Source organism: Bradyrhizobium sp. JHI2711 (assembly GCF_056156565.1).
In genome coordinates this window covers 227,123-248,439 of record NZ_JBPZPT010000002.1, presented here as the reverse complement: position 1 = coordinate 248,439, position 21,317 = coordinate 227,123, and the positions used below count along the sequence as shown (strand labels likewise).

Here is a 21,317-nt window from a genome sequence, read left to right as displayed (position 1 = left end):
CTTGCTGGAGAGGCCGACGCGCGAAGCGCGCGGGTGAGGGTTCTCTCCTCTTGGGGAATCCCTCTGTGGAGACACCCTCCCTCCCCCGCATCCGCCTTCGCCAAGGCTTCGGCGGACAAGAGCGGGGGAGGGAGCGCACCGCCCGTGCGGCCCTAAAACGGTCGGATGATTCCGACGCGTGGGATCAGCGTGAGGATCAGACCGAAAATGTTGGTCTGACGATCCTCCGCCGGGATCAGCGCTGCTTCCTGCTTGGCCGGCAGCATCTTCACCGCGTGCAGGATCAGGAACATGCAGACCGCCCAGTTCGAGATCCAGCGTGAATAGTCGAACACCATCGCGAACATCACGAGATAGGCGACACTGATGCCGACCAGTGCTGCGATGACGAGCCGCTTGTGCAGATCGCTGGCGAGCGCGCCGATCAGGCTGGCAAAGAAGCGCCACAGCGGCGCGTGCAGCCAGATCAGAGCTGCGAACACGGGCACGCCGAGGATGTTGTGCGGCAGGCGGCCCCAGGTGTCGGCAACCTCCTTCGCCAGCGGCTGGTACCAGATGTAGGCGAATTGCAAGAGGTCGATGCGCGCAGGATCGGCCATCCGGCTCTTGAGATAGGCGACGAAGTCCGTTTCGGGGACCGGCATCGTTCCCAGAAACTGCGCGGCGAAGAACAGCGCGGAGACAATGGCGAGAGCGACCCCGCCGAAGACAACATTGCTGCGGTCACAACCGTAAGCAAGGTAATGCCGGATCACGACGATGGTGATGATCGTCGGCACGTACATCAAGAGATGAATGTGATGGATCAGCACGAGAACGATCGAGAACAAAGCAGCCGTCGCCACGAAGGCGAGCGAGCCCGCCGGCATCAGCAGCAGGATGATCGCCAGCGCGCAGCCATAGATGTCGAAATGGCCGAGCGTGTGCATGAAGTTCTTCAGGAAGAACGGCGAGCCCGCGGTGAAGACGAACAGCGGCAGCGTTTTCGCGGAGAAGCCGAACGTGTTCTGGAAGAGCCTGGCATAGAGACCCAGCGTTGCCAGCCACGTCGCCCCGCCGAGCGCGAACACCGGCCATACCGGCACCTTGTCGGTGAACAGCGCGACGATTGCCCCGATCAGCGCGCGCTTGATGAAGCCGAAATGATAGTCGACCAGGAGATGGATGTAGGGGACGTAGGGCGGCAGCTGGATCTTGTGAATGAGCACGCCGACGATGACCGCCGCGTTGATCGCGAGCAGGAGCCGCCAGGGATTTTGCAGGATGCGTACGGTCACGCCGCATCAATAGCGTGACCGCTCCGAATCACAAAATGAAGCGGCTCAGATCCGCATTCTTGGCGAGGTCGCCGATGTGCTTTTGCACGTAATCCGCATCGAGCCGGACCGTCTCGCCGTTGCGGTCGGGGGCGGTGAAGGAGATCTCGTCCAGCACCCGCTCCATCACGGTCTGCAGCCGCCGGGCGCCGATATTCTCGACCGTTGAATTGACGGCAACCGCAATGTCGGCCAGCGCATCGATGGCGCTGTCGGTGATGTCGAGTGTCACGCCTTCGGTCTGCATCAGGGCGACATATTGCTTGATCAGCGAGGCCTCGGGCTCGGTCAGGATGCGGCGCATGTCGTCGCGGGTCAGCGCCTGCAATTCGACGCGGATCGGCAGGCGGCCCTGCAATTCCGGCAAGAGGTCGGACGGCTTGGCGACGTGGAAGGCGCCGGAAGCGATGAACAGGATGTGGTCGGTCTTGACCGCGCCGTGCTTGGTCGAGACCGTGGTGCCCTCGATCAGCGGCAGGAGATCGCGCTGCACGCCCTCGCGCGAGACGTCGCCGCCGACGCGGCCGTCGCGGGCGCAGATCTTGTCGATCTCGTCGAGGAACACGATGCCGTTGTTCTCGACCGCGCTGATCGCCTCCAGCGTCAGCTGCTCGGTGTCCAAGAGCTTGTCGGATTCCTCGTTGACGAGGATCTCGTGCGAGCTCTCTACCGTCAGCCGGCGCGTCTTGCTGCGGCCGAGCTTGCCGAAGATGTCGCCGAGCGAGATCGCGCCCATCTGAGCGCCCGGCATGCCCGGGATCTCGAACATCGGCATGCCGCCGCCCGACGACTGCGTCTCGATTTCGATTTCCTTGTCGTTCAGTTCGCCGGCGCGCAGCTTCTTGCGGAAGGATTCGCGCGTCGCCGAGCTCGCATTGGCGCCGACCAGCGCATCGAGCACGCGCTCCTCGGCGGCAAGCTGGGCGCGCGCCTGCACATCCTTGCGCTTCCGCTCGCGCACTTGCGCGATTGCGACCTCGACGAGATCGCGGATGATCTGCTCGACGTCGCGGCCGACATAGCCGACCTCGGTGAATTTGGTCGCTTCCACCTTCAGGAACGGCGCATTGGCGAGCTTGGCGAGCCGCCGCGCGATCTCGGTCTTGCCGACGCCGGTGGGGCCGATCATCAGGATGTTCTTCGGCAGCACCTCCTCGCGCAAGGAGCCGGTGAGCTGCTGCCGGCGCCAGCGGTTGCGCAGCGCGATCGATACGGCGCGCTTGGCGTCGCCCTGGCCGACGATGAAACGGTCGAGTTCGGAAACGATTTCGCGGGGGGAGAAGTCTGTCATGTCTGATTAGCTAGGGCGGGAGACGGCCAAGGACAAGCCGCATTTTGGGTCAGATGATCGGCGGGCCGGATTGCCACTGCTTCACGGCATCGATCGGATGGATCAGCATCAGGATATTGAGCGTCAGATTGTCGCGAATGTGGAGCGCCAGCACGATCTCGAAGGCGATGCCGAGCAGCACGGTCGTGGTGACAGGCAGCGCGCGTGCGGCCAGGAACCCCAAGATCATGGCCAGATTGTCCGAGACCGAATTGAGGATGCTGTCGCCGTAATAATCCAGCGAGATCGTGCCGGCGCGGTAGCGCTCGATGATGAAGGGCGAGTTCTCGACGATCTCCCAGGCGCCTTCGATCAGGATGGCGATGATCAGCCGTGCGGGCCAGGAGAGAGGCAGCAAGGGTAACCGCGCAAACAAAAGCCAAGTCAGGCCGTAGAACAGGAAGCCGTGCAGGACGTGTGAGAACGTGTACCAGTCTGCAATCTGCTGTGAATTCTCCGAGCTGTTCACCACGCCGTGCCACAGCTTGATCGTGCCGCAGGCGCAGATCGGCACCCGCCCCATCGCAAGCAGGATCCCCGCCTGCAGCGCCAGCAGCAGTAGCGCGATGCCGGCCCAGGCGAGCGGCGGGAATGTGGTCTTGGCGGCGGGGCTTGCGGCTAGCGTCATGGGTCTCGGATCATCAGGAGTGCGGGACCATCGGGCGTGACGATCTCGTGCTGCGGCACGAAGCCAGCTTTCTCATAGGCACGAATCGCGCGCGCATTGGAAGGACTCGGGTCTATCACGATGCGCGGCACACCGCGCGCGAAGAGCTGGTCGATGAAGGCGCGGATGAAAGCGGAGCCGTGGCCGCATCCGAGCATGTCGGCCTCGCCGATGAACTGATCGAGGCCGCGAGTGCCCACGGGCTGCGGGCCGAAGCTGATATGCCAATCGCCGAGCCGGTAGCACTGCAGGTAGGCGAAAGGCCGGCCGTCAAGGCTGACGATGAACTGCGCCAGGTCAGGATGATCGAGGTCGCCGCCGACGAATTCAAGCGTCTCCAGATCATGCCACCATTCGGCAACATGCGGTGCGGCGAGCCAGCGCCGGATCAGCGGCATGTCGGCCGCGGTCATGGGACGGAAGGCGTAGCTTTGCGTCATCTAGCGTCCACAGCGGTGCTGCTCTCCCTCTCCCGCTTGCGGGAGAGGGTTGGGGAGAGGGTGTTTCCGCAATGGGACAATCCCCCAGAGGGAAGAGCCCCCACCCGGCGCTTCGCGCCGACCTCCCCCGCAAGCGGGAGGTTGCACCGACCGTGCGGAGAGGCACTCGGACAAATGACCCCTCCGCCCTACCCCGTAGCCAGGCTCTCGATCGTCAGATTCCGGTTGGTGTAGACGCAGATGTCCGCGGCGATGTCCAGGGAGCGGCGGACGATGGTCTCGGCGTCCTTGTCGGTGTCGAGCAGGGCCCGGGCCGCCGCCAGCGCGTAATTGCCGCCGGAGCCGATCGCCATCACGCCGGCCTCGGGTTCGAGCACGTCGCCGGTGCCTGTCAGCACGAGGGAGACGTCCCTGTCAGCCACGATCATCATGGCCTCCAGCCGCCGAAGATAGCGGTCGGTGCGCCAGTCCTTGGCGAGCTCCACCGCCGCCCGGGTCAGCTGCCCCGGATATTGCTCGAGCTTGGATTCGAGCCGCTCGAACAGCGTGAAGGCGTCAGCCGTGGCGCCGGCAAAGCCGCCGATCACGTCGCCCTTGCCGAGCTTGCGGACCTTCTTGGCATTGGACTTGATCACGGTCTGGCCGATCGAGACCTGGCCGTCGCCGCCGACCACCACCTTGCCGCCCTTGCGGACCGTTAGAATCGTGGTGCCGTGCCAGCCCGGCGAGCTGTTCTGGGAGTCCTGCATGAATACCTCACTGTCCGGCCTGATTTAGGCGGTCGGGACGAAGGGCACAACGGGCCGTTCCGGGCCGAATTTCGCTCACCATAGGCAGAAGTAGAGGTCCGGCCGGCCGTTCCCGCAGTAGCGAAGGTGTCATTTGGCTGTTAAGAGACTGGCGTTTTCGGCTCCCTAGCTAGGATGAAAGCCAGCTTTCAATGCGCACCGCGACGATCAAGCGCAAGACCAAGGAAACCGACATCGAGGTCTCCGTGAACCTCGATGGCACCGGCGTGGCCAATATCGCGACCGGCATCGGCTTTTTCGACCATATGCTCGATCTCCTCGCCCGCCATTCCCGCATCGACCTCACGGTCAAGGCGGTGGGCGATCTGCACATTGATTATCACCATACCACCGAGGACACCGGCATCGCGCTTGGCCAGGCGGTCAAGCAGGCACTCGGCAACATGGCGGGTATCACCCGCTATGCCGGCGTGCACATGCCCATGGACGAGACGCTGACGCGCGTGGTGATCGACATCTCGGGCCGCCCGTTCCTGGTGTTCAAGGCCGACTTCCCCCGGCCCAAGATCGGCGAGTTCGACACCGAGCTGGTGCGCGAATGGTTCCAGGCCTTTGCCATCAACGCCGGCGTGACTCTCCACGTCGAGACCCTATATGGCGATAACAGCCATCATATCGCCGAGTCCTGCTTCAAGGGTCTGGCGCGGGCGCTCCGCGCGGCCGTGGCGATCGATCCGAAGGCGGCGGGCGAGATCCCCTCCACCAAGGGCTCGCTCGGCGGCTGACATCTTCCGTCTTGCGGCGAAGGCTGCTGGCGGCATCACTGATTTTCGAGAACGGGGCATCACCATGCCTGTCTACACAGTTCACGCTCCCTCACCCGCAGGAGCCGACCCGCGCGCGACCGACAAGTTCGTGTTCGTGCGCGACGGCTTCCATTTCTGGGCGATGATCTTCGGTCCGTTCTGGCTGTTGTGGAATCGGCTGTGGCTGGCGCTGATCGGCTATCTGATCTTCCTGGCCGCGTTCAACGCGGGGCTGTCGAGCCTCGGCGTCGGGCGCTCCTCGATCTTCTTCGCCGATTGCATCGTCGCGGTGCTGATGGGCCTCGAAGCCTCGAGCCTGCGCCGCTGGACCTTGTCGCGCGGAAAGTGGCGGCAGCTGGATATCGTCGTCGCTGATGACAGCGACACTGCGGAGCGCCGCTTCTTCGAACGCTGGAGCCAGAAGCAGAACGGCAGCGCTGGCGATCAATGGGCCGTCGATCGCGGCGGCCCGCCGCCGACCCGCAATGTGCCGGGTCAGCCATTCTCGAACCCGCCGCCGATTCCGGCCGGCGGCATCATTGGGTTGTTTCCAGAACCGGGAGGGTCAAGATGAGCGTCGCCATCATCGATTACGGTTCCGGCAACCTGCATTCCGCCGCGAAAGCCTTCGAGCGCGCCGCGCGCAGCCTGGAGAGCCCGCAAAAGGTCTTTGTTACCAGCGATCCGGACCAGGCTTACGAGGCTGACCGCCTGGTGCTGCCCGGCGTCGGCGCCTTTGCCGATTGCCGGCGCGGGCTCGATGCCGTCAACGGCATGGTCGAGGCCATCACCGAAGCGGTGCGCGTCAAGGCGCGGCCGTTCTTCGGCATCTGCGTCGGCATGCAGCTGATGGCGAGCCGCGGCAAGGAACACGTCGTCACCGAGGGCTTGAACTGGATCGGCGGCGACGTCGAGAAGATCACGCCGCGCGATGAAAGCCTGAAGATCCCGCACATGGGCTGGAATACGCTGGACCTGCTGCAGGAGCATCCGGTGCTGAACAAGCTGCCGCTCGGTCCCAAGGGCCAGCACGCTTATTTCGTGCACTCCTACCATCTCAACGCCGCCAGCGAGGCGGACGTGCTTGCGCGCGCCGATTACGGGGGGCCCGTCACGGCGATCGTCGGCAAGGACACCGCCATCGGCACGCAATTCCACCCCGAGAAGAGCCAGCGCTTCGGGCTGGCCCTGATCTCGAACTTCTTGCGATGGAAACCGTGATTCTCTTTCCCGCGATCGACCTCAAGAACGGCCAGTGCGTGCGCCTCGAGCAAGGCGACATGGCGCGCGCGACCGTGTTCAATCTCAATCCGGCCGCACAGGCGCAGAGCTTTGCCGAGCAGGGGTTTGAGTTTCTTCACGTCGTCGACCTCGATGGTGCCTTCGCCGGCAAGCCGGTGAATGCTGACGCCGTCGAGGCGATGCTGAAGACGATCGAGATCCCGGTCCAGCTCGGCGGCGGCATTCGGGATCTCGCGACCGTCGAAGCCTGGCTCGACAAGGGCATCACCCGCGTCATCATCGGCACCGCCGCGGTGCGCGATCCCGAGCTGGTGAAGTCCGCCGCGAAGACATTCCCCGGCCGCGTCGCGGTCGGGCTCGACGCGCGCGACGGCAAGGTCGCGGTCGAGGGCTGGGCCGAGACGTCGCAGGTCACGGTGCTCGAGATCGCCAAGCGCTTCGAGGATGCCGGCGTTGCCGCCATCATCTTCACCGACATCGCGCGCGACGGCTTGCTCAAGGGCTTGAACTTAGAGGCGACCATCGCGCTGGCCGATGCCATTTCGATTCCCGTGATCGCCTCCGGCGGCCTCGCCTCGATCGAGGACGTGAAAGCCATGCTGACGCCGCGCGCGAAGAAGCTCGCCGGCGCGATTGCCGGGCGCGCGCTCTATGACGGCCGGCTCGATCCCGCCGCCGCCCTCACCTTGATCCGCGACGCGCGCAGGAGCTGACCCATGTTCAAGGTGCGCGTGATCCCCTGCCTCGATGTCAAGGACGGCCGCGTCGTCAAGGGCGTCAACTTCGTCGATCTCAGGGATGCCGGCGATCCCGTCGAAGCCGCCATCGCCTATGACGCCGCCGGCGCCGACGAGCTCACCTTCCTCGACATCACCGCGACCCACGAGAACCGCGGCATCATGCTGGACGTGGTCCGGCGCACGGCGGAAGCCTGCTTCATGCCTGTCACCGTCGGCGGCGGCGTGCGCGAGGTCAACGACATCAAGACGCTGCTGCGCGCCGGCGCCGACAAGGTCTCGATCAACAGCGCCGCGGTGTCGCGGCGCGAATTCGTCAAGGAAGCCGCTGAAAAATTCGGCGAGCAGTGCGTGGTGGTCGCGATCGATGCCAAGCGCGTCAAGCGTCCGGGCGGCGACCGCTGGGAGATCTTTACCCATGGCGGGCGCAACTCGACCGGCATCGACGCGATCGAATACGCGCAGGAGGTGGTTTCGCTCGGCGCCGGTGAAATCCTGCTCACCTCGATGGACCGCGACGGCACAAGGCAGGGATTCGATATTCCGCTGACCCGCGCGATCGCCGACAGCGTTCCCGTTCCCGTGATCGCCTCGGGCGGCGTCGGCAATCTCGACCATCTCGTCGACGGTATCCGCGACGGGCACGCCACCGCGGTGCTGGCGGCCTCGATCTTCCATTTCGGGGAATTTACGATTCGTGAGGCCAAGGAGCACATGGCGCAGCGTGGGCTGCCGATGCGCCTGGATGCCTGACGACTCCGGTTCGTAACGATGCTACATTGGCGGACGGGGATGGCCGCCGTGGTCCCATGTGTTTCCGAGTGAGTCCGATGCCGCGTTTCACGATCCATGATCTGGCCGAAACCATCGACGCCCGCGCAGCGTCCGGCGGCGAAGCATCCTATACCCGCAAGCTGCTCGACAAAGGCCCCGAGCATTGCGCCAAGAAGTTCGGCGAGGAAGCAGTCGAAACCGTAATCGCTGCAGTCGAAAACGATCGCGCGCATCTGATCGCTGAAAGTGCCGACCTGCTCTATCATTTCCTTGTGCTGCTGAAGGCGCGCGGCATAAAGCTGGAAGAGGTCGAGGCCGCGTTGGACAAGCGGACCTCGATGTCGGGGCTGGAAGAGAAGGCGTCGCGCAAGGGCGGCTAGGCAAGGGCGAATAGATCGCAACGGAAAGGCGGCGTCATGGATATCCGCGCACCCGAGCAGCAGTACAATCCCTACCGCGTTTATACGCGTGAGGAATGGGCGCGACTGCGCGACGATACGCCGATGACGCTCGAGCCGGGCGAGTTCGACCGGCTGCGTTCGCTGCACGATCGCCTCGACCTGCAGGAGGTCGAAGACATCTATCTTCCGCTGTCGCGCCTGTTGTCGATCTACGTCGATGCCATGCAGCGGCTGTACTACGCCGAGCGCCAGTTCCTTAACATCAGGGACCGCAAGGTGCCCTACATCATCGGCGTCGCCGGCTCGGTGGCGGTCGGGAAATCCACCACGGCACGCGTGCTCCAGGCCCTCTTGGCGCGCTGGTCGCCGCGGCCGAAAGTCGAGCTGATCACCACGGACGGATTTCTCTATCCCAATGCGGTGCTCGAGCGGCACGGCATCATGCAGAAGAAGGGTTTTCCGGAGAGCTACGATCTGCCGATGCTGCTCAACTTCCTCTCCGACATCAAGGCCGGCCGCCGCCACGTCCGTGCGCCGGTCTATTCGCATCTGACCTACGACATCGTGCCGAACCAATGGGCCGAGATCGACCAGCCCGACATCCTGATCGTCGAAGGCGTCAACGTGCTGCAGACCGGCAAGCTGCCGCGCGACGGCAAGGCGGTGCCGGTGGTTTCCGACTTCTTCGATTTCTCGGTCTATATCGACGCCGACGAGGCGGCGCTGCGGCAATGGTACATCAAGCGCTTCCTGGCGCTGCGCGACACCGCATTCACCAATCCAAAATCCTACTTCAACCGCTATGCTCTGTTGTCGGACGAGGAAGCCACCGCGACCGCGATCGCGATCTGGGAGCGTACCAACCTCGCCAATCTCGAGGACAACATCCTGCCGACCCGGCCCCGTGCGACGCTGATCCTCAAGAAGGGCGCCGACCACACGGTGGAGAGCGTGGCGCTCAGGCGGCTGTAATCGCCTTGGTGCCCGGGCCCTGCCCATTCGCGCAGAGTATCTTTTGATGCAGACCAACGATGGGTATTCCGCTATTCCTTGGAAAACGGCGGGGGCACACCATGGTTGATCGTCTCAGGAGCGCTGCGGAGCAGCTGGAAGCTCCGGTCTGCCCGGACTGCCATGTCGAGATGAAGTGGTTCCGCTCGGAATTGCTCACGGACGAGCCGACCCCGGTCATCGCGCATCTCTTCGTGTGCCCCCATTGCAAGCGCGCCGCGCAGGCAAATACCGTCTTCCGGGGAGGCCAGACGACGCCGGACAAGCTGTCTGCACCGCGCTTTATTGTCTCTGCTGCATGAGATTGCGCATCGGCCGGATCGCCCGCTCCAGGCCCGGCATGACGATCATTTCGGGGCCCCCTGTTTCGACTTCGAGACGACGAAGATGTGCCACGTCGTCAGAAACATCGCGGCGACGAGCGGGCCGATCACGAACCCGTTCGCTCCGAACGTCGCAAGGCCGCCCAGCGTGGCGAGCAGCACGATATAGCTCGGCATCTGGATCGACTGGCCGACCAGGATCGGGCGGAGAAAATTGTCCGCAAGGCCGATCACGAAGGTGCCGAAAGCGAGCAGGATGAGTCCCTTCGTGACCGAACCTGCCACAAGCAGGTAAAGCGCAACCGGAACCCAGACCAGCGCGGAGCCGAGCACCGGCAGCAGCGAGAGCAGCGCCATCAGCGCGCCCGCCAGCAGCGGCGCGGTGAGGCCGAGCAGCCAGAAGATGAGCCCGCCGAGTGCTCCCTGTATCAACGCGACGAGAACGATCCCCTTGATCGTTCCACGAACCGCCAGGGTGAAGACATCGAGAATTTCCGCGGTATGGTTCGGGCTCAGCGGGAGCGCCTCGCGAATGCGGGCATTGAGCTCGTCACCGTCGCGCAGCAGGAAGAACAGCAGGTACAGCATCACGAGCAGGCTTGCGACGAACTCCAGCGTCACCTGACCGATGTTGATCGCGTGCCCGGCCAGCTGTTGTCCGGCAGGGACGACCAGACCCGACAGGCGTTCCCTCAGGGCCGAAAAATCGATGCCGGCCAGGCGGTCTCCGAGCGACACAGCCCAGGCGGGCAGCGCGGATTTCAGCTGCTGCAGGGGATGAGAGAGGCTGATCTCGCCGCTCTGAACGCGCTGATACAGCTCCCCGCCCTGGTCGATCAGCGACGCGATGATGACCGCCACGGGGATCAGGACCATGACGACCACCACGATGACGGTGACGAGGGCGGCAAGGTTGTGCTTTTCGGGCACGGATCTCAGCACCCGCCGATAGAACGGGGCGAAGATGATGGCCAGCAGCGTGGCCCACAACACGGCACCGGAGAACGGCCAAAGCACCCAGACGAACGCGACGGAGATCGCGCCAAGCAGGATGAGGAATGAACGGTTCTCCGATGTTCTCACGTGTTCGCCAGCTCTTCGCTCGTTCGCCAGATGATGTCCGTAGCACAACATCGTGGCGGAGCGGCAGGTCCTCACCTGCCCGCTTTCGCGATCCAATCCGCAAGCGTGATGCGCCCTGCGAAGGTGGCGGGGCCCGAGCTGCCGGCCTTGTAGACGAAGGCCTCGCCTTCCCCGACGTTGCCGGCGTCCTTGCCGAAGGCGTCGGCGATGTTGGTCTTGTGGGTGACCAGGACGGTGTTGGTGCCGGCCTGCGGCGGCGCATCGACGAGCTGACGCACGGCCTGCCCGGCCTTGGCATTGGCGCCGGTCGGGTTTGCCATTCCCGATGCGCTGGCGTTGCTGCTGTCGGTCAGGGCATCGACCGGCTTGACCTCACGGCCGGAGATCAGCTTGCCGGCCTCGACCGCGCGGTTCAGGCGGCTGGTGTAGACGTCGCCGATGGGGATCGCGAGGTCCTTGATCGCCGTCCCGATCTGGCGCGCCGCGTCCCTGCCCTTCTCGCTGAGCTGACGCTGGGCACTCATGTCGTCGAACTTGAAGGGATAGACATCCTTCTGGCTGTCGTCAGTCGCGGTGTGTCGGAAGATCAGGACGTAGCCGCCCTGCTTGAGCGACGAGATGAGGTCCGGTGTGTCGGCGGCTGCGTGGCGGGAGATTCCAGCCAGGAGAACAATCAGGGCGAGGCGGCAAAGCACGTTCATGCGCAAATCCTTTGGTTGCAAAATGCCCCCGGTGGGATCGTGACGCGCAACGCGCTCGATTTCAATTGCGATCGTCAGACGAGATCAGGTTCCCGTGAGATCCGGAACCGTCTGGTGCCGGGGATGCGGCGAGGCCCGCCAGCGCCTCCTCGAGCTTCTCACGGTCGACCGGCTTGATCAGAAATCCGTTCATGCCTGCCTCGAAGCAGGCATAACGATCCTCCACCAGCGTGTTGGCGGTGAGCGCCAGGATCGGCGTCCGGGAATCGCCCAGCGCGGCCTCGTGCGCGCGGATGCGCTTTGTCGCCTCGATGCCGTCGAGCTGCGGCATCTGGATGTCCATCAGCACGAGATCGTAGGGCGTGCCGGCCGATGAGGCGGCGAGCCAGGATTCCAGCGCGGCCTCGCCATGGACGGCAATGACGACGCGATGGCCGAGCTTGGTCAGCAGCGAGCGCATCAGCAAGGCGTTGATTTCGTTGTCCTCGGCGACGAGGATCGACAGGCCTTTCGCCGGTGCGGGGCCGGCGGAGGCCGGCGGCGGCTCCGGCGCGAGATCGGGCGAGGCGACCTCCGGCGTCAGGGCAAGGCGTGCGGCGAGCGAGGCCGCGCGCAGCGGCTTCACCAGAAAGCCGGTGAAAGCCGGCGACAGCTTCTCGTGGCGCGAGCTCGACGTCAGCAGAACGAGGCGCTGCAAGGCATGCGCGCGGGCGGCCTCACCGAGCTGATCGGCCGCGGCTGGGCCGATCGCCCGATCGATCAGCACCGTGTGCCAGGAGCGTTCCGGCAGCAATGCTTCGGCGACCGCCGCATCTGCAACCAGGCAGGTCTGGCCGCCCCAGCGTTCGAGCCGCCGCGCGATGAGCGAGGCTTCGATGCCGTCGGCGACGAGGAGCATCGACTTGCCGGTGAGGTCGGGACTCGGAAATGCGGTCTGCCCGGCGCCGCCTTGCGACGGCGGAAGCGGCACCGCGACCTCGAAGGTCGAGCCCCTGCCCGGCTCGCTCGTGAGCGTGATCCGGCCGCCCATGCGCTTGACGATGCGCTCGCTGATGGCGAGGCCAAGTCCGGTGCCGCCATAGGTGCGGGCGACGCGCTCGTCGGCCTGCTCGAATTCGCGGAAGATGCGCTGCTGGGCTTCGGCTGCGATGCCGATGCCGGTGTCGCGAACCAGGAAGCTGATCTCGTTCGGCCAGATGCCGGGCTCGACGATCAGCGCCACGCCGCCGCTGCTCGTGAACTTGATGGCGTTGCCGGCGAGGTTGAGCAGCACCTGGCGCAACCGCGCGGCGTCGCCGACCACTTCGAGCGGCAGGCGCTCGTCGACATAGGCGGCGATCTCGAGCGACTTCGCCTGCGCGCGCGGCGCGAGCAGCTCGGTGATCTCTTCGACAAGTGTCGAGAGCGCGAAGGGACGTTGATCGAGGTCGAGCTTGCCGGCCTCGATCTTGGAATAGTCGAGCAGCTCCTCGATCAGCGCCATCAAGGCTTCGCCCGAGGTCTTCACCGCCCTGGCATAGGTCGCCTGCTCCGGCGTCAGATCGGTGTCGAGCAACAGGCCGCCCATACCGATGATGCCGTTCAGGGGGGTGCGGATCTCGTGCGAGGCCATCGCCAGGAAGCGCGACTTGGCGCGGTTGGCGGCGTCGGCCTGGTCGCGCGCGTCGGACAATGCGCGCTCGGTCTCGGTGCGGTCGGTGACGTCGCGTCCGACGCTCTGCAACTCGGCGGGCTGGCCGGCATCGAGGCGGACATAGCCCTCGCGCCAGGCGATCCAGCGCGCGCCGAGCGGGGTTGCGATCTTCTGGTCGTGGATGCGCGTGCCGCTGCTCTCGCGGGCACTGTCGCCCTGCTCCAGCACGTCGAAATCGAATCGCGTGCCGACCAGCGCGCTGCGCGCCTGTCCCGCGAGCGCGCAATAGGCCTCGTTGGCAAAGGTGACGCGGCCGTCGGTAGCGCGCAGCACGATGAGGTCGCCCTGCTGCTCGAACAGGCTGCGGGCGCGCTCTTCCGCTTCCTTCAGCTCCCAATTGCGGTCGATCAAGGCTTCGTTGTGGGCGGCGAGCGTCCGCAGCCGCTTATTGACGAAGCGCAGACGCATGCTCAGCGTCGCAAGGCCGAGGCAGGCGAGCGCGAACAGGAAGCTGGCGCCGATCGCAAAGGTGTGGGGATCGTAGCCGGAATTGTCGGACCGGCTGCCGGAGACGAAACCATAGGCGCCGCCGAACGTCGCCGAGAAGATCATGAAGGAGCGGATCGCGAAAGCGAGCCTCGGATGCCGTCGCCTGAAACGACGCATGCGCACTTTGATCCGGAACGTCCGACCCATCGCAACCGACCCTTGCCTGAAACCCCGCCGCCGCGTGCGACGATGGCCCGCCGACCTTGCGAACAAATTGCGGCGGTGGCGCCGCCTCCGAACAGGGTTGACGAGACGTTAACGGGTCAGAGCATGATCCGGACCCGAAGGGCCGCGTTAGCGAAAAGTGTGCAGCGGTTTTCCTTCGCGACAAACGCGGAACGCGTTTGCGCGGAGATCATGCTCAAACACAAAGCTCTAAAGCGATGCCGCCTGGAAGCGGCCATGGCCGCCGCGGGCGCCGACGATCAGCGCCGCCGCCTCGCGCGGCGAGAACGTCTTTGAGCGCACATAGATGCGGTAATCCGCCGGTCCTTCGCCGGAGAGATAGACCACCTGGCCGCCGTCGACCGGCTGCGCGGCGATCGAGACGAGACGCGTCGAAGGGCTGGCCTGGCAGGTGTCAGGCTCGGAGCCGAGGCCGTCGTCGACCACGGCAAAATCCGCGGCGTCGGCATCCTCGGTGATCTGAACCCGCACCGTTGCCCGCGCGGGATCGTCAGTGAAGGCGACATGCACGCCGGCGGTCCAGAACAGCGAGGTGAGCTCGACCGATGTGTCGCCCAGCGCGATGCAGGGATGCGACACCGATCCGATCTCGGCGCGGGCGAACACCGCAGCCGCCAACAGGGGAACAGCCGAGGCCAGGAACTTGAAACGCAACATGACGCTCTACTCGCTAGGCCCCGGGAACTCACAACCGAAACGCGTCGGGCCTTATGGTTTGCAGAGCGTAAAGGAAAGTCGTTACCGCCGGGTTGATGCGCGGAATGATCAAGCCAGCTGGCGCACATCCTCCGCGAGTGCGCGGTACGACAGCGCTTCGGCGAGGTGCAGCCGGCCGATCTTGTCGGCATGGTCGAGGTCGGCCAGCGTTCGCGCCACCCGCAGCACGCGGTGATAGCCGCGCGCCGACAGGCGCATGGTCTCCGCGGCGTCGCGCAGCAGCTTGGCGCCTTGCGCATCCGGCTTTGCGATCTCCTCCAGCACGGAGGCGGGCGCCTCGGCATTGGTGCGGACATGGGGCAGGCCTGCATCCGCATAGCGCGCCAGCTGGATGTCGCGCGCCGCCGCCACGCGGGCGGCGACCTCGGCCGATCCTTCCGACGGCGGCGGCAGGATCAGGTCGGCGGCCGTCACCGCCGGCACTTCGATGCGCAGATCGATGCGGTCCATCAGCGGACCGGAGATGCGCGCCTGGTAATCGCCGGTGCAGCGGTCGATGCGGCCGCGCTTGCAGGCATAGCCGGGCTCGAACGCATTGCCGCAGCGGCAGGGATTCATCGCCGCGACCAGCATGAAGCGGGCAGGGTAGGTGACGCGATGATTGGCGCGCGACACCGCGACCTCGCCGTTCTCGAGCGGCTGGCGCAGCGAATCCAGCACGCGCGGATCGAACTCCGGCAATTCGTCGAGGAACAGCACGCCCTGATGCGCCAGCGAGATCTCGCCGGGCTTGGCGCGCGCGCCGCCGCCGGTGAGCGCGGCCATGCTTGCGGAATGATGCGGCGAGCGGAACGGGCGCCGCGCCGTCAGCGCGCCGCCTTCGATCTCGCCGGCGACCGAGGCGATCATCGAGACCTCGAGCAGCTCGCTCGGCGACAGCGGCGGCAGGATCGACGGCAGGCGCGCGGCCAGCATCGATTTGCCGGCGCCCGGCGCGCCGATCATGAGCAGGTGGTGCCCGCCGGCGGCCGCGATCTCCAGCGCGCGCTTGGCGCTTTCCTGGCCCTTGATGTCGCGCAGGTCGAGCGGCGAGACGGCGGCCTCGTGCACCTTCGGCGTCGGCCGCGACAGCACCTGCGTGCCCTTGAAATGGTTGGCGATCTGGATCAGCGAGTGTGCGGCAATGATCTGGATGTCCGGGCTCGCCCATGCCGCTTCGGAGCCGCAGGACGCCGGGCAGATCAGACCTTCCTCGCGCATATTGGCGCCGATCGCGGCGGGAAGGACGCCGGCCACCGGCGCGATCGAGCCGTCGAGGCCGAGCTCGCCGAGCACGGTGAAGCCGGTCAGCGCATCCGGCGGGATGGCGCCGATCGCGGCCATCAGCCCGAGCGCGATCGGCAGGTCGTAATGGCTGCCCTCCTTCGGGAGGTCGGCCGGGGCCAGATTGACGATGATCCGCCGCGCCGGCAGCGCCAGCCCCGAGGCGATCAGCGCCGAGCGCACCCGCTCGCGCGCCTCCGACACCGCCTTGTCCGGCAGGCCGACGATGGCAAAGGCCGGCAGGCCGGGCGCGACCTGCACCTGCACGTCAACCGCCCGGGCCTCGATCCCCTCAAAGGCGACGGTAGAAACCCGCTGAACCATGCCGAACCAGCCTGCCCATTGCTGCAATTAGGGGTAGCAGAGCGCGGCCGTTTCCGCAAGAACAATACGGGAACAATCGCTTGGCGGCCGGTCAAATCCTAACCAATCGTAAACGCAGCCCAGACACTACGTCTCGAATGCCACCTTCTCTCCTCAGCACATTCCAACGAATGTCCGCTACTCCTAGGGCTGCGGGATGGGCCGTGGTCTAACGGGTGAACAGTTCAAATGCTTGCAAATCGCCGGAGAAGCGAACGTCGGGTGTGCAGCCGCCTCGCCAAGATCCATTTTGGCGCGGGCTCGCTGCCGCGGGATTGCACGATCACGGATATTTCGGATGGCGGCGTGAAAGTGGTGGCGGAATTTCTGGAAGTGCCGCCGCAATTCACCATCATCTTCGCGCCTGATTATTCCCGCCAATGCCGCCTGCGCTGGCGCATCGGCTGCGAATTCGGCGCCGAATTCGTCGACTGAACATCAACAGGCGCGCCCCTTAACGGGACTTTAGCGTTAATCGGTAAGCATCTCTGATCAGTTGCCGAGTGATCAGAGTATGCCCAAGCGTTCGTTCCTCGCCTTTCCCCCGGCGGGATATCTGTGTTCCGCCGTCCTGATCCTCGCGCTCGGCGGCTGTCAGACGGCCGGCATCGACGACGTCACCGGTGCGCTCGGCGGCAAGCGGGAGTCCGCCGCCAAGCTTGACGGCAAGTCCGACAGCAAGGCCGACCCCACGCCGGAGATGGACGCACTTCGCGAGCGTTATCGCGCCAAGCCGAGCGATCCCGCCATTGCTCTCGAATACGGCAAGGCGCTGCGTGGCAGCGGCCAGCGCGCGCAGGCGGTCGCAGTGCTGGAGCAGGCCGTGCTCGCCCGTCCCGGCAACAAGGCGCTGCTCGCCGGCTACGGCCGCGCGCTCGCCGACAACGGCAATTTCCAGCAGGCCTTCGACGTCCTCGGCCGGGCGCATTCGCCCGAGGATCCCGATTGGCGCATCCTGTCGGCGCAAGGGGCTGTGCTCGATCAGCTCGGCCGCAACGAGGAAGCCCAGCAATATTACGCCGCGGCGTTGAAGATCGTGCCGAACGAGCCGACCGTGCTGTCCAATCTCGGCCTGTCCTACATGCTGCAAAATAATCTCTCGAAGGCCGAACAGGTGCTCGGCCGCGCCCATCAGCGCAATCAGAACGATGCGCGGGTCCGCGCCAATCTGGCGCTCGTGCTGGGATTGCAGGGTCGCGAGGCCGAGGCCGAAATCCTCGTCAAGGCAGACTTGCCGCCGGACCAGGCCGCGGCCAAAGTCGCGGCGCTGAAGCAGCTGCTGGCGAAAAAGCAGCAGCGGGCGGACAGGTAATCCGCCCTAGAGCATGATCCGGACCCGAAGGGCCGCGTCAGCGCAAAGTGTGAAGCGGTTTTCCCTCGCGACAAACGCGGAAGGCGCTTGCGCGGAGATCATGCTCAAATAAGCCGCGTCTACGACGCCTTGCGATGCGGGGCCGAGCTGCGTCCTGACTTGCCCTTCAGCTTCTTCAAAAGCGGCTCGAGCAGCGAGCGCTTCGGCTTCTTCACCTCGCCGCGGCCGGCGAGGCGGTTCGCCATATTCTGGAACAGAACGGTGGTGCGGTGGGTCCTGGAGACCTCCGCGATCATCTGGCCGTTATTGGCCGCGGTCGAGAACAGTTTCGAATCGAACGGGATCACCGTGATCGGCTGGCTCTCCATGGTCTTGGCGAAGGCCTTGACCTCGATCTCCGCGCGCTTGTGCATGCCGACCTGGTTGAGGCAGTACAGCGGCGGCCGGTCGTTCGGTCGCGCCGCCTTCAGCACGCTCAGCATGTTCTTGGTGTTGCGCAAGTTAGCGAGATCGGGCTCGGCCACGATCACGATGTCGTCGGCATTCACCAGCGCGCGCCGGGTCCAGCCGGACCATTGATGGGGCACGTCGAGCACGATGCAGGGCGTCGTCATGCGCAGCGTGTCGAACACGGCATCGAAGGCTTCGGCACCGAAATCGTAGACGCGGTCGAGCGTGGCGGGCGCTGCCAGGAGGCTGAGGCGATCGGTGCATTTGGCGAGCAGGCGCTCCATCAGCGCCGTGTCCGGCCGGTCCTGCGACAGCACCGCGTTTGCGATGCCCTGCACCGGATCCTGGTTGTAGTCGAGGCCCGCGGTGCCGAAGGCGAGGTCGAGATCGATCACGACGGAATCGAGCGAGAGATCGCGGGCGATGGTCCAGGCCAGATTATGCGCGACGGTGGACGCGCCGACGCCGCCTTTGGCGCCGACCACGGCGATGACGCGGCCGGTGATGATGGCTTCCGAGGCCGAGAACAGGCTGCAGATCGAGCGGACCACGTCGATGGTTTCGACCGGGCCGACCACGTAGTCGTTGACGCCGCGGCGCACCAGCTCGCGATAGGGCGCGGTGTCGCTGGGGCTGCCGATCACGACCACGCGTGTGCCGGGATCGCAGACGCCGGCGAGGTCGTCCAGTCCTTCGAGGATGTCGCGCGTGCCGTCGGACTCGATGACGATCACGTTCGGCGTCGGCATCGATTCATAGGCTTCGATCGCCGCGGCGAGGCCGCCGTCCTTGGCGCTGAGATGGGCCTTGGCGAGCCGGCGATCCTGGCCAGCCGCCGTCACCGCCTTGAGCGTCTGCTCGGTCTCGCAGAAGGCTTGCACCGAAATGCGAGGAACCGGCGCGATGTGTTCCTCGGGGTGCTGCGGATCGTCCGCGTCTTCGTCGTCGATGCCTGTCATTTGGCGGTATCGCTGAGTTTGGCCTTGTCGGATTCGGGATAGGTGGTCGTCGTCGTCGTGCCCTTGCGATAGCGATCGAACGCGATGTCGCGCCGTGCGGTATAGGCGGGCGTCTCGGCGCGCGGTTGCTCGAGGTCAGCCGGGTTGTCGATCATCGCGGCGAGATTGCGCTGGCTGGCGCAGCCCAGATTGAAATAGGGGCGGTTCTCGGTGTAGCCGGGGTTGAGGATGCTGGGACCGACGTCTTCGGGCCACAGCCCGCAGGGGCCGGCGACCGCGGTGATCTTGGAATAGCTCAGGCGGATGGTGGGCAGCAGCCCGGGATCATCAGGGCGATAGGGCCGCTGGACGATGGCGCGCGACGGCACGCCGCCGGACATGAGCACCGAGCGGATCTCCTGATAGGTTGCGGCGGCCGCGCGCGAATTGGCGGTGTCGACCGGCACATCGACGACGACCGAGCCGGTGCCTTCGCGCATCCAGTCCCGCGCGATGCCCGCGACGTCCGAATGCTGCGCAGCCGAGAGGCCGCCTCTGCTCTTGCCGACGAAGATCACGATCGACTTCTTGCCTTCCTGCACCGCAATCGGATGGCGCTGGCGATAATCGGTCGGCACCGTCTGGGTGACGATCTCGGTGGTGTTGCAGGCGCCGAGCATGACGGAGAGGCCCGTCAGTGCCAGCGCGAGCCGCAAATTGCGCCGTCGATCGGCTGATGTTGTCGTCATCCCCTGATCCCTCCTGCCCCTGCCTTGCCCGGTCCCCAAAACCGTTCGTCTCAGTCGATGATGAAGCCGAAATCGCCCGGCGTGCCGGCGACCGGATCGACACGGCTCGCGATGCCATAGAGGCGGTTGACCCGGCCGAGCAGCGCCCTCTGTGCGTCCGAGGCCGGCGCGAAGCCGTCGTCGGGCCGCGACAATTCCTTCTGGGCAACCGCGCGCACCACGTAAGGCGTCACGATCACCATCAGCTCGGTCTCGTTGTTGACGAAGTCCTGGCTGCGGAACAGCGCGCCGATGATCGGCACCTGGTCGACACCAGGCAGTCCGTTGATCGCCTGCTTGGTCTGCTGCTGGATCAGGCCGGCCATCGCCATCGAGCCGCCCGAGGGAATTTCCAGCGTCGTTTCGGCGCGGCGGGTCTGGATCGATGGAATGGTGATCGAGTTGGTCGAGGACCCGGTCACGGCCTGCGTCAACGTGATCGAGTTGGTGTTAGACAGCTCCGAGACCTCGGTCATCACGCGCAGGCTGATGCGGCCTTCGCTGAGCACGACCGGGGTGAAGTTCAGGGAGATGCCGAACTTCTTGTAGGTGACCTGGGTGGTACAGACGTGAGTGACCGGATCGCAGGCATAGCCCCCGGGAATCGGGAATTCGCCGCCGGCGATGAAAGTGGCGGATTCGCCCGAGATCGCGGTGAGGCTCGGTTCGGCCAGGGTCCGCATGACGCCGGCGCTTTCCATTGCCCGCATCGTGGCGTTGACGGTGGCGACGCCCTTGGCGAGGCCGGTGACGCCGAGCCCATTGCTGCTGACGATCGGTCCGCCAGAGACCGAGAACGGATTGGAATTGTTGAAATTCACCACCGCCGTGCCGGCATTCAGGCTGGCGCTGAGATCGACGCCGAGCTGCTTGACGATGTCGCGGCGGACTTCGCCGACCACGACCTTGAGCATGACCTGGTCGCGGCCGCGCACGACGATGTTGTTGACGACCTTGTCCGCGCCGCCGACCAGCTTTGCGGCAACGTCGCCGGCCTGCTGGGCCTCGACCGGGCTCGACACCGAGCCGGTCAGCATCACGCTGTCGCCGACGCCCTCGATCTGCACGCCCGGCAGCGACTGGCGCAGTGCCGAACGCATGCCGTTGAGGTCGCGCTTCACCGCGATGTCATAGGAGGCGACCTGCTGGCCATCGGCCGCGAAGAACACGACGTTGGTCTGGCCGACCTGGCCGCCGATGATATAGGCGCGCTGGGCCGAGCGGATCACCGCATTGGCGATCTTGGGATCGGCCACCAGCACGTCCTTGACCTCGCGCGGCAGGTCGATGACGACGGACTTGCCGATGCCGAGCGACAGAAAGCGCGACCGCGCCGGTGCGATAGTCCCAACCGACGATAAGCCGAGATCCGACGCCTGCATCGGCGCCTGGTCGCCGACCGGCGCCTCCGCAGCACTGAGGACGCCGGAAGCCGCGAGCAGCCCCAGCACCAACATCGTCCCCGCCAGGACCGAGCGCACGCGCTTCCCCCGAATGCGCAAGCCCGTCCGATCACCCCCGTAGTTCATGCTGTCCCC

Annotated in this window: 23 protein-coding genes; 10 read left to right on the top strand and 13 right to left on the bottom strand. The window is 65.5% G+C overall.

The annotated features are described in order from the left end of the window. Nucleotides 1-152: 152 nt before the first annotated feature. The 5 genes from ACTEK7_RS13715 to hslV all read right to left on the bottom strand — a co-directional run bounded on the left by ACTEK7_RS13715 (nucleotide 153) and on the right by hslV (nucleotide 4,502). Nucleotides 153-1,277 (bottom strand): hypothetical protein, encoded by a 1,125-nt coding sequence (locus tag ACTEK7_RS13715; protein WP_225148201.1) that lies wholly within the window; start codon nucleotides 1,275-1,277, stop codon nucleotides 153-155. Between the two features lie 28 nt (nucleotides 1,278-1,305). After that, nucleotides 1,306-2,607, bottom strand: coding sequence for an ATP-dependent protease ATPase subunit HslU (gene hslU, locus ACTEK7_RS13710; protein WP_225148200.1), 1,302 nt, complete (start codon nucleotides 2,605-2,607; stop codon nucleotides 1,306-1,308). A 49-nt stretch (nucleotides 2,608-2,656) separates the two neighbouring features. Next, the gene (locus ACTEK7_RS13705) at nucleotides 2,657-3,274 is read right to left on the bottom strand and encodes a DUF2585 domain-containing protein (RefSeq protein WP_225148199.1); all 618 of its coding nucleotides are present in this window, start codon (nucleotides 3,272-3,274) and stop codon (nucleotides 2,657-2,659) included. Next, nucleotides 3,271-3,753: a GNAT family N-acetyltransferase gene (locus tag ACTEK7_RS13700; protein WP_225148198.1), complete on the bottom strand. Its 483-nt coding sequence runs from the start codon at nucleotides 3,751-3,753 to the stop codon at nucleotides 3,271-3,273. The genes ACTEK7_RS13705 and ACTEK7_RS13700 overlap by 4 nt, the downstream gene beginning before the upstream one ends. A gap of 188 nt (nucleotides 3,754-3,941) precedes the next feature. Further along, nucleotides 3,942-4,502, bottom strand: a complete 561-nt coding sequence (hslV, locus tag ACTEK7_RS13695; RefSeq protein ID WP_036003154.1) for an ATP-dependent protease subunit HslV — start codon at nucleotides 4,500-4,502, stop codon at nucleotides 3,942-3,944. 191 nt (nucleotides 4,503-4,693) lie between these two features. On the opposite strand from hslV, the gene hisB reads away from it, so the two are divergent. The 8 genes from hisB to ACTEK7_RS13655 all read left to right on the top strand — a co-directional run bounded on the left by hisB (nucleotide 4,694) and on the right by ACTEK7_RS13655 (nucleotide 9,775). After that, nucleotides 4,694-5,287, top strand: a complete 594-nt coding sequence (gene hisB / locus ACTEK7_RS13690; RefSeq protein ID WP_225148197.1) for an imidazoleglycerol-phosphate dehydratase HisB — start codon at nucleotides 4,694-4,696, stop codon at nucleotides 5,285-5,287. A 64-nt stretch (nucleotides 5,288-5,351) separates the two neighbouring features. After that, nucleotides 5,352-5,882 (top strand): DUF2628 domain-containing protein, encoded by a 531-nt coding sequence (locus ACTEK7_RS13685; RefSeq protein WP_109141959.1) that lies wholly within the window; start codon nucleotides 5,352-5,354, stop codon nucleotides 5,880-5,882. Continuing rightward, entirely contained in the window at nucleotides 5,879-6,529 is a 651-nt protein-coding gene (gene hisH, locus ACTEK7_RS13680; protein ID WP_036003163.1) for an imidazole glycerol phosphate synthase subunit HisH, read from the top strand. The genes ACTEK7_RS13685 and hisH overlap by 4 nt, the downstream gene beginning before the upstream one ends. Beyond that, nucleotides 6,526-7,263, top strand: coding sequence for a 1-(5-phosphoribosyl)-5-[(5-phosphoribosylamino)methylideneamino]imidazole-4-carboxamide isomerase (hisA, locus tag ACTEK7_RS13675; protein WP_225148196.1), 738 nt, complete (start codon nucleotides 6,526-6,528; stop codon nucleotides 7,261-7,263). The genes hisH and hisA overlap by 4 nt, the downstream gene beginning before the upstream one ends. A gap of 3 nt (nucleotides 7,264-7,266) precedes the next feature. Continuing rightward, nucleotides 7,267-8,040, top strand: coding sequence for an imidazole glycerol phosphate synthase subunit HisF (gene hisF, locus ACTEK7_RS13670; protein ID WP_225135505.1), 774 nt, complete (start codon nucleotides 7,267-7,269; stop codon nucleotides 8,038-8,040). Between the two features lie 77 nt (nucleotides 8,041-8,117). Continuing rightward, on the top strand, nucleotides 8,118-8,441 hold the full coding sequence (locus ACTEK7_RS13665; protein ID WP_036044993.1) for a phosphoribosyl-ATP diphosphatase: 324 nt from the start codon (nucleotides 8,118-8,120) through the stop codon (nucleotides 8,439-8,441). A gap of 36 nt (nucleotides 8,442-8,477) precedes the next feature. Beyond that, the gene (coaA, locus tag ACTEK7_RS13660) at nucleotides 8,478-9,434 is read left to right on the top strand and encodes a type I pantothenate kinase (protein ID WP_036003185.1); all 957 of its coding nucleotides are present in this window, start codon (nucleotides 8,478-8,480) and stop codon (nucleotides 9,432-9,434) included. A 101-nt stretch (nucleotides 9,435-9,535) separates the two neighbouring features. After that, entirely contained in the window at nucleotides 9,536-9,775 is a 240-nt protein-coding gene (locus ACTEK7_RS13655) for a hypothetical protein (RefSeq protein ID WP_036003274.1), read from the top strand. Between the two features lie 45 nt (nucleotides 9,776-9,820). Here ACTEK7_RS13655 and ACTEK7_RS13650 read toward each other — a convergent pair whose 3' ends face one another. From ACTEK7_RS13650 to ACTEK7_RS13630, 5 genes are all read right to left on the bottom strand, one after another. Next, nucleotides 9,821-10,879 carry an AI-2E family transporter gene (locus ACTEK7_RS13650; protein WP_036003187.1) on the bottom strand — a complete coding sequence of 353 codons (1,059 nt, stop codon included), beginning with the start codon at nucleotides 10,877-10,879 and terminating at the stop codon, nucleotides 9,821-9,823. A 71-nt stretch (nucleotides 10,880-10,950) separates the two neighbouring features. Next, nucleotides 10,951-11,580, bottom strand: coding sequence for a histidine phosphatase family protein (locus ACTEK7_RS13645; protein WP_225113144.1), 630 nt, complete (start codon nucleotides 11,578-11,580; stop codon nucleotides 10,951-10,953). 61 nt (nucleotides 11,581-11,641) lie between these two features. Further along, complete coding sequence (locus ACTEK7_RS13640; protein ID WP_225148195.1) at nucleotides 11,642-13,909, bottom strand: PAS domain-containing hybrid sensor histidine kinase/response regulator; 2,268 nt, start codon at nucleotides 13,907-13,909, stop codon at nucleotides 11,642-11,644. A gap of 228 nt (nucleotides 13,910-14,137) precedes the next feature. Beyond that, on the bottom strand, nucleotides 14,138-14,605 hold the full coding sequence (locus ACTEK7_RS13635) for a hypothetical protein (RefSeq protein WP_225148194.1): 468 nt from the start codon (nucleotides 14,603-14,605) through the stop codon (nucleotides 14,138-14,140). 108 nt (nucleotides 14,606-14,713) lie between these two features. Then, nucleotides 14,714-16,252 (bottom strand): YifB family Mg chelatase-like AAA ATPase, encoded by a 1,539-nt coding sequence (locus ACTEK7_RS13630; protein ID WP_225148193.1) that lies wholly within the window; start codon nucleotides 16,250-16,252, stop codon nucleotides 14,714-14,716. A gap of 228 nt (nucleotides 16,253-16,480) precedes the next feature. Here ACTEK7_RS13630 and ACTEK7_RS13625 point away from each other — a divergent pair, with 228 nt between their 5' ends. Both ACTEK7_RS13625 and ACTEK7_RS13620 read left to right on the top strand, forming a co-directional pair. Next, a complete protein-coding gene (locus ACTEK7_RS13625; RefSeq protein ID WP_018644993.1) occupies nucleotides 16,481-16,726 on the top strand; it encodes a PilZ domain-containing protein in 246 nt (81 codons plus the stop codon). A 79-nt stretch (nucleotides 16,727-16,805) separates the two neighbouring features. Further along, nucleotides 16,806-17,603 (top strand): tetratricopeptide repeat protein, encoded by a 798-nt coding sequence (locus ACTEK7_RS13620; RefSeq protein ID WP_157285175.1) that lies wholly within the window; start codon nucleotides 16,806-16,808, stop codon nucleotides 17,601-17,603. Nucleotides 17,604-17,722: 119 nt separating this feature from the next. On the opposite strand, the gene ACTEK7_RS13615 is transcribed toward ACTEK7_RS13620, so the two are convergent. Genes ACTEK7_RS13615 through ACTEK7_RS13605 form a run of 3 tightly spaced genes read right to left on the bottom strand, consistent with a single transcriptional unit; the run spans nucleotide 17,723 to nucleotide 21,308 of the window. Continuing rightward, nucleotides 17,723-19,012, bottom strand: a complete 1,290-nt coding sequence (locus tag ACTEK7_RS13615; RefSeq protein ID WP_225148192.1) for a CpaE/TadZ family protein — start codon at nucleotides 19,010-19,012, stop codon at nucleotides 17,723-17,725. After that, nucleotides 19,009-19,740 (bottom strand): CpaD family pilus assembly protein, encoded by a 732-nt coding sequence (locus ACTEK7_RS13610; RefSeq protein ID WP_225148191.1) that lies wholly within the window; start codon nucleotides 19,738-19,740, stop codon nucleotides 19,009-19,011. The genes ACTEK7_RS13615 and ACTEK7_RS13610 overlap by 4 nt, the downstream gene beginning before the upstream one ends. A 50-nt stretch (nucleotides 19,741-19,790) precedes the next feature. Next, nucleotides 19,791-21,308 (bottom strand): type II and III secretion system protein family protein, encoded by a 1,518-nt coding sequence (locus tag ACTEK7_RS13605; RefSeq protein ID WP_225113139.1) that lies wholly within the window; start codon nucleotides 21,306-21,308, stop codon nucleotides 19,791-19,793. Between the last annotated feature and the right edge of the window lie 9 nt (nucleotides 21,309-21,317).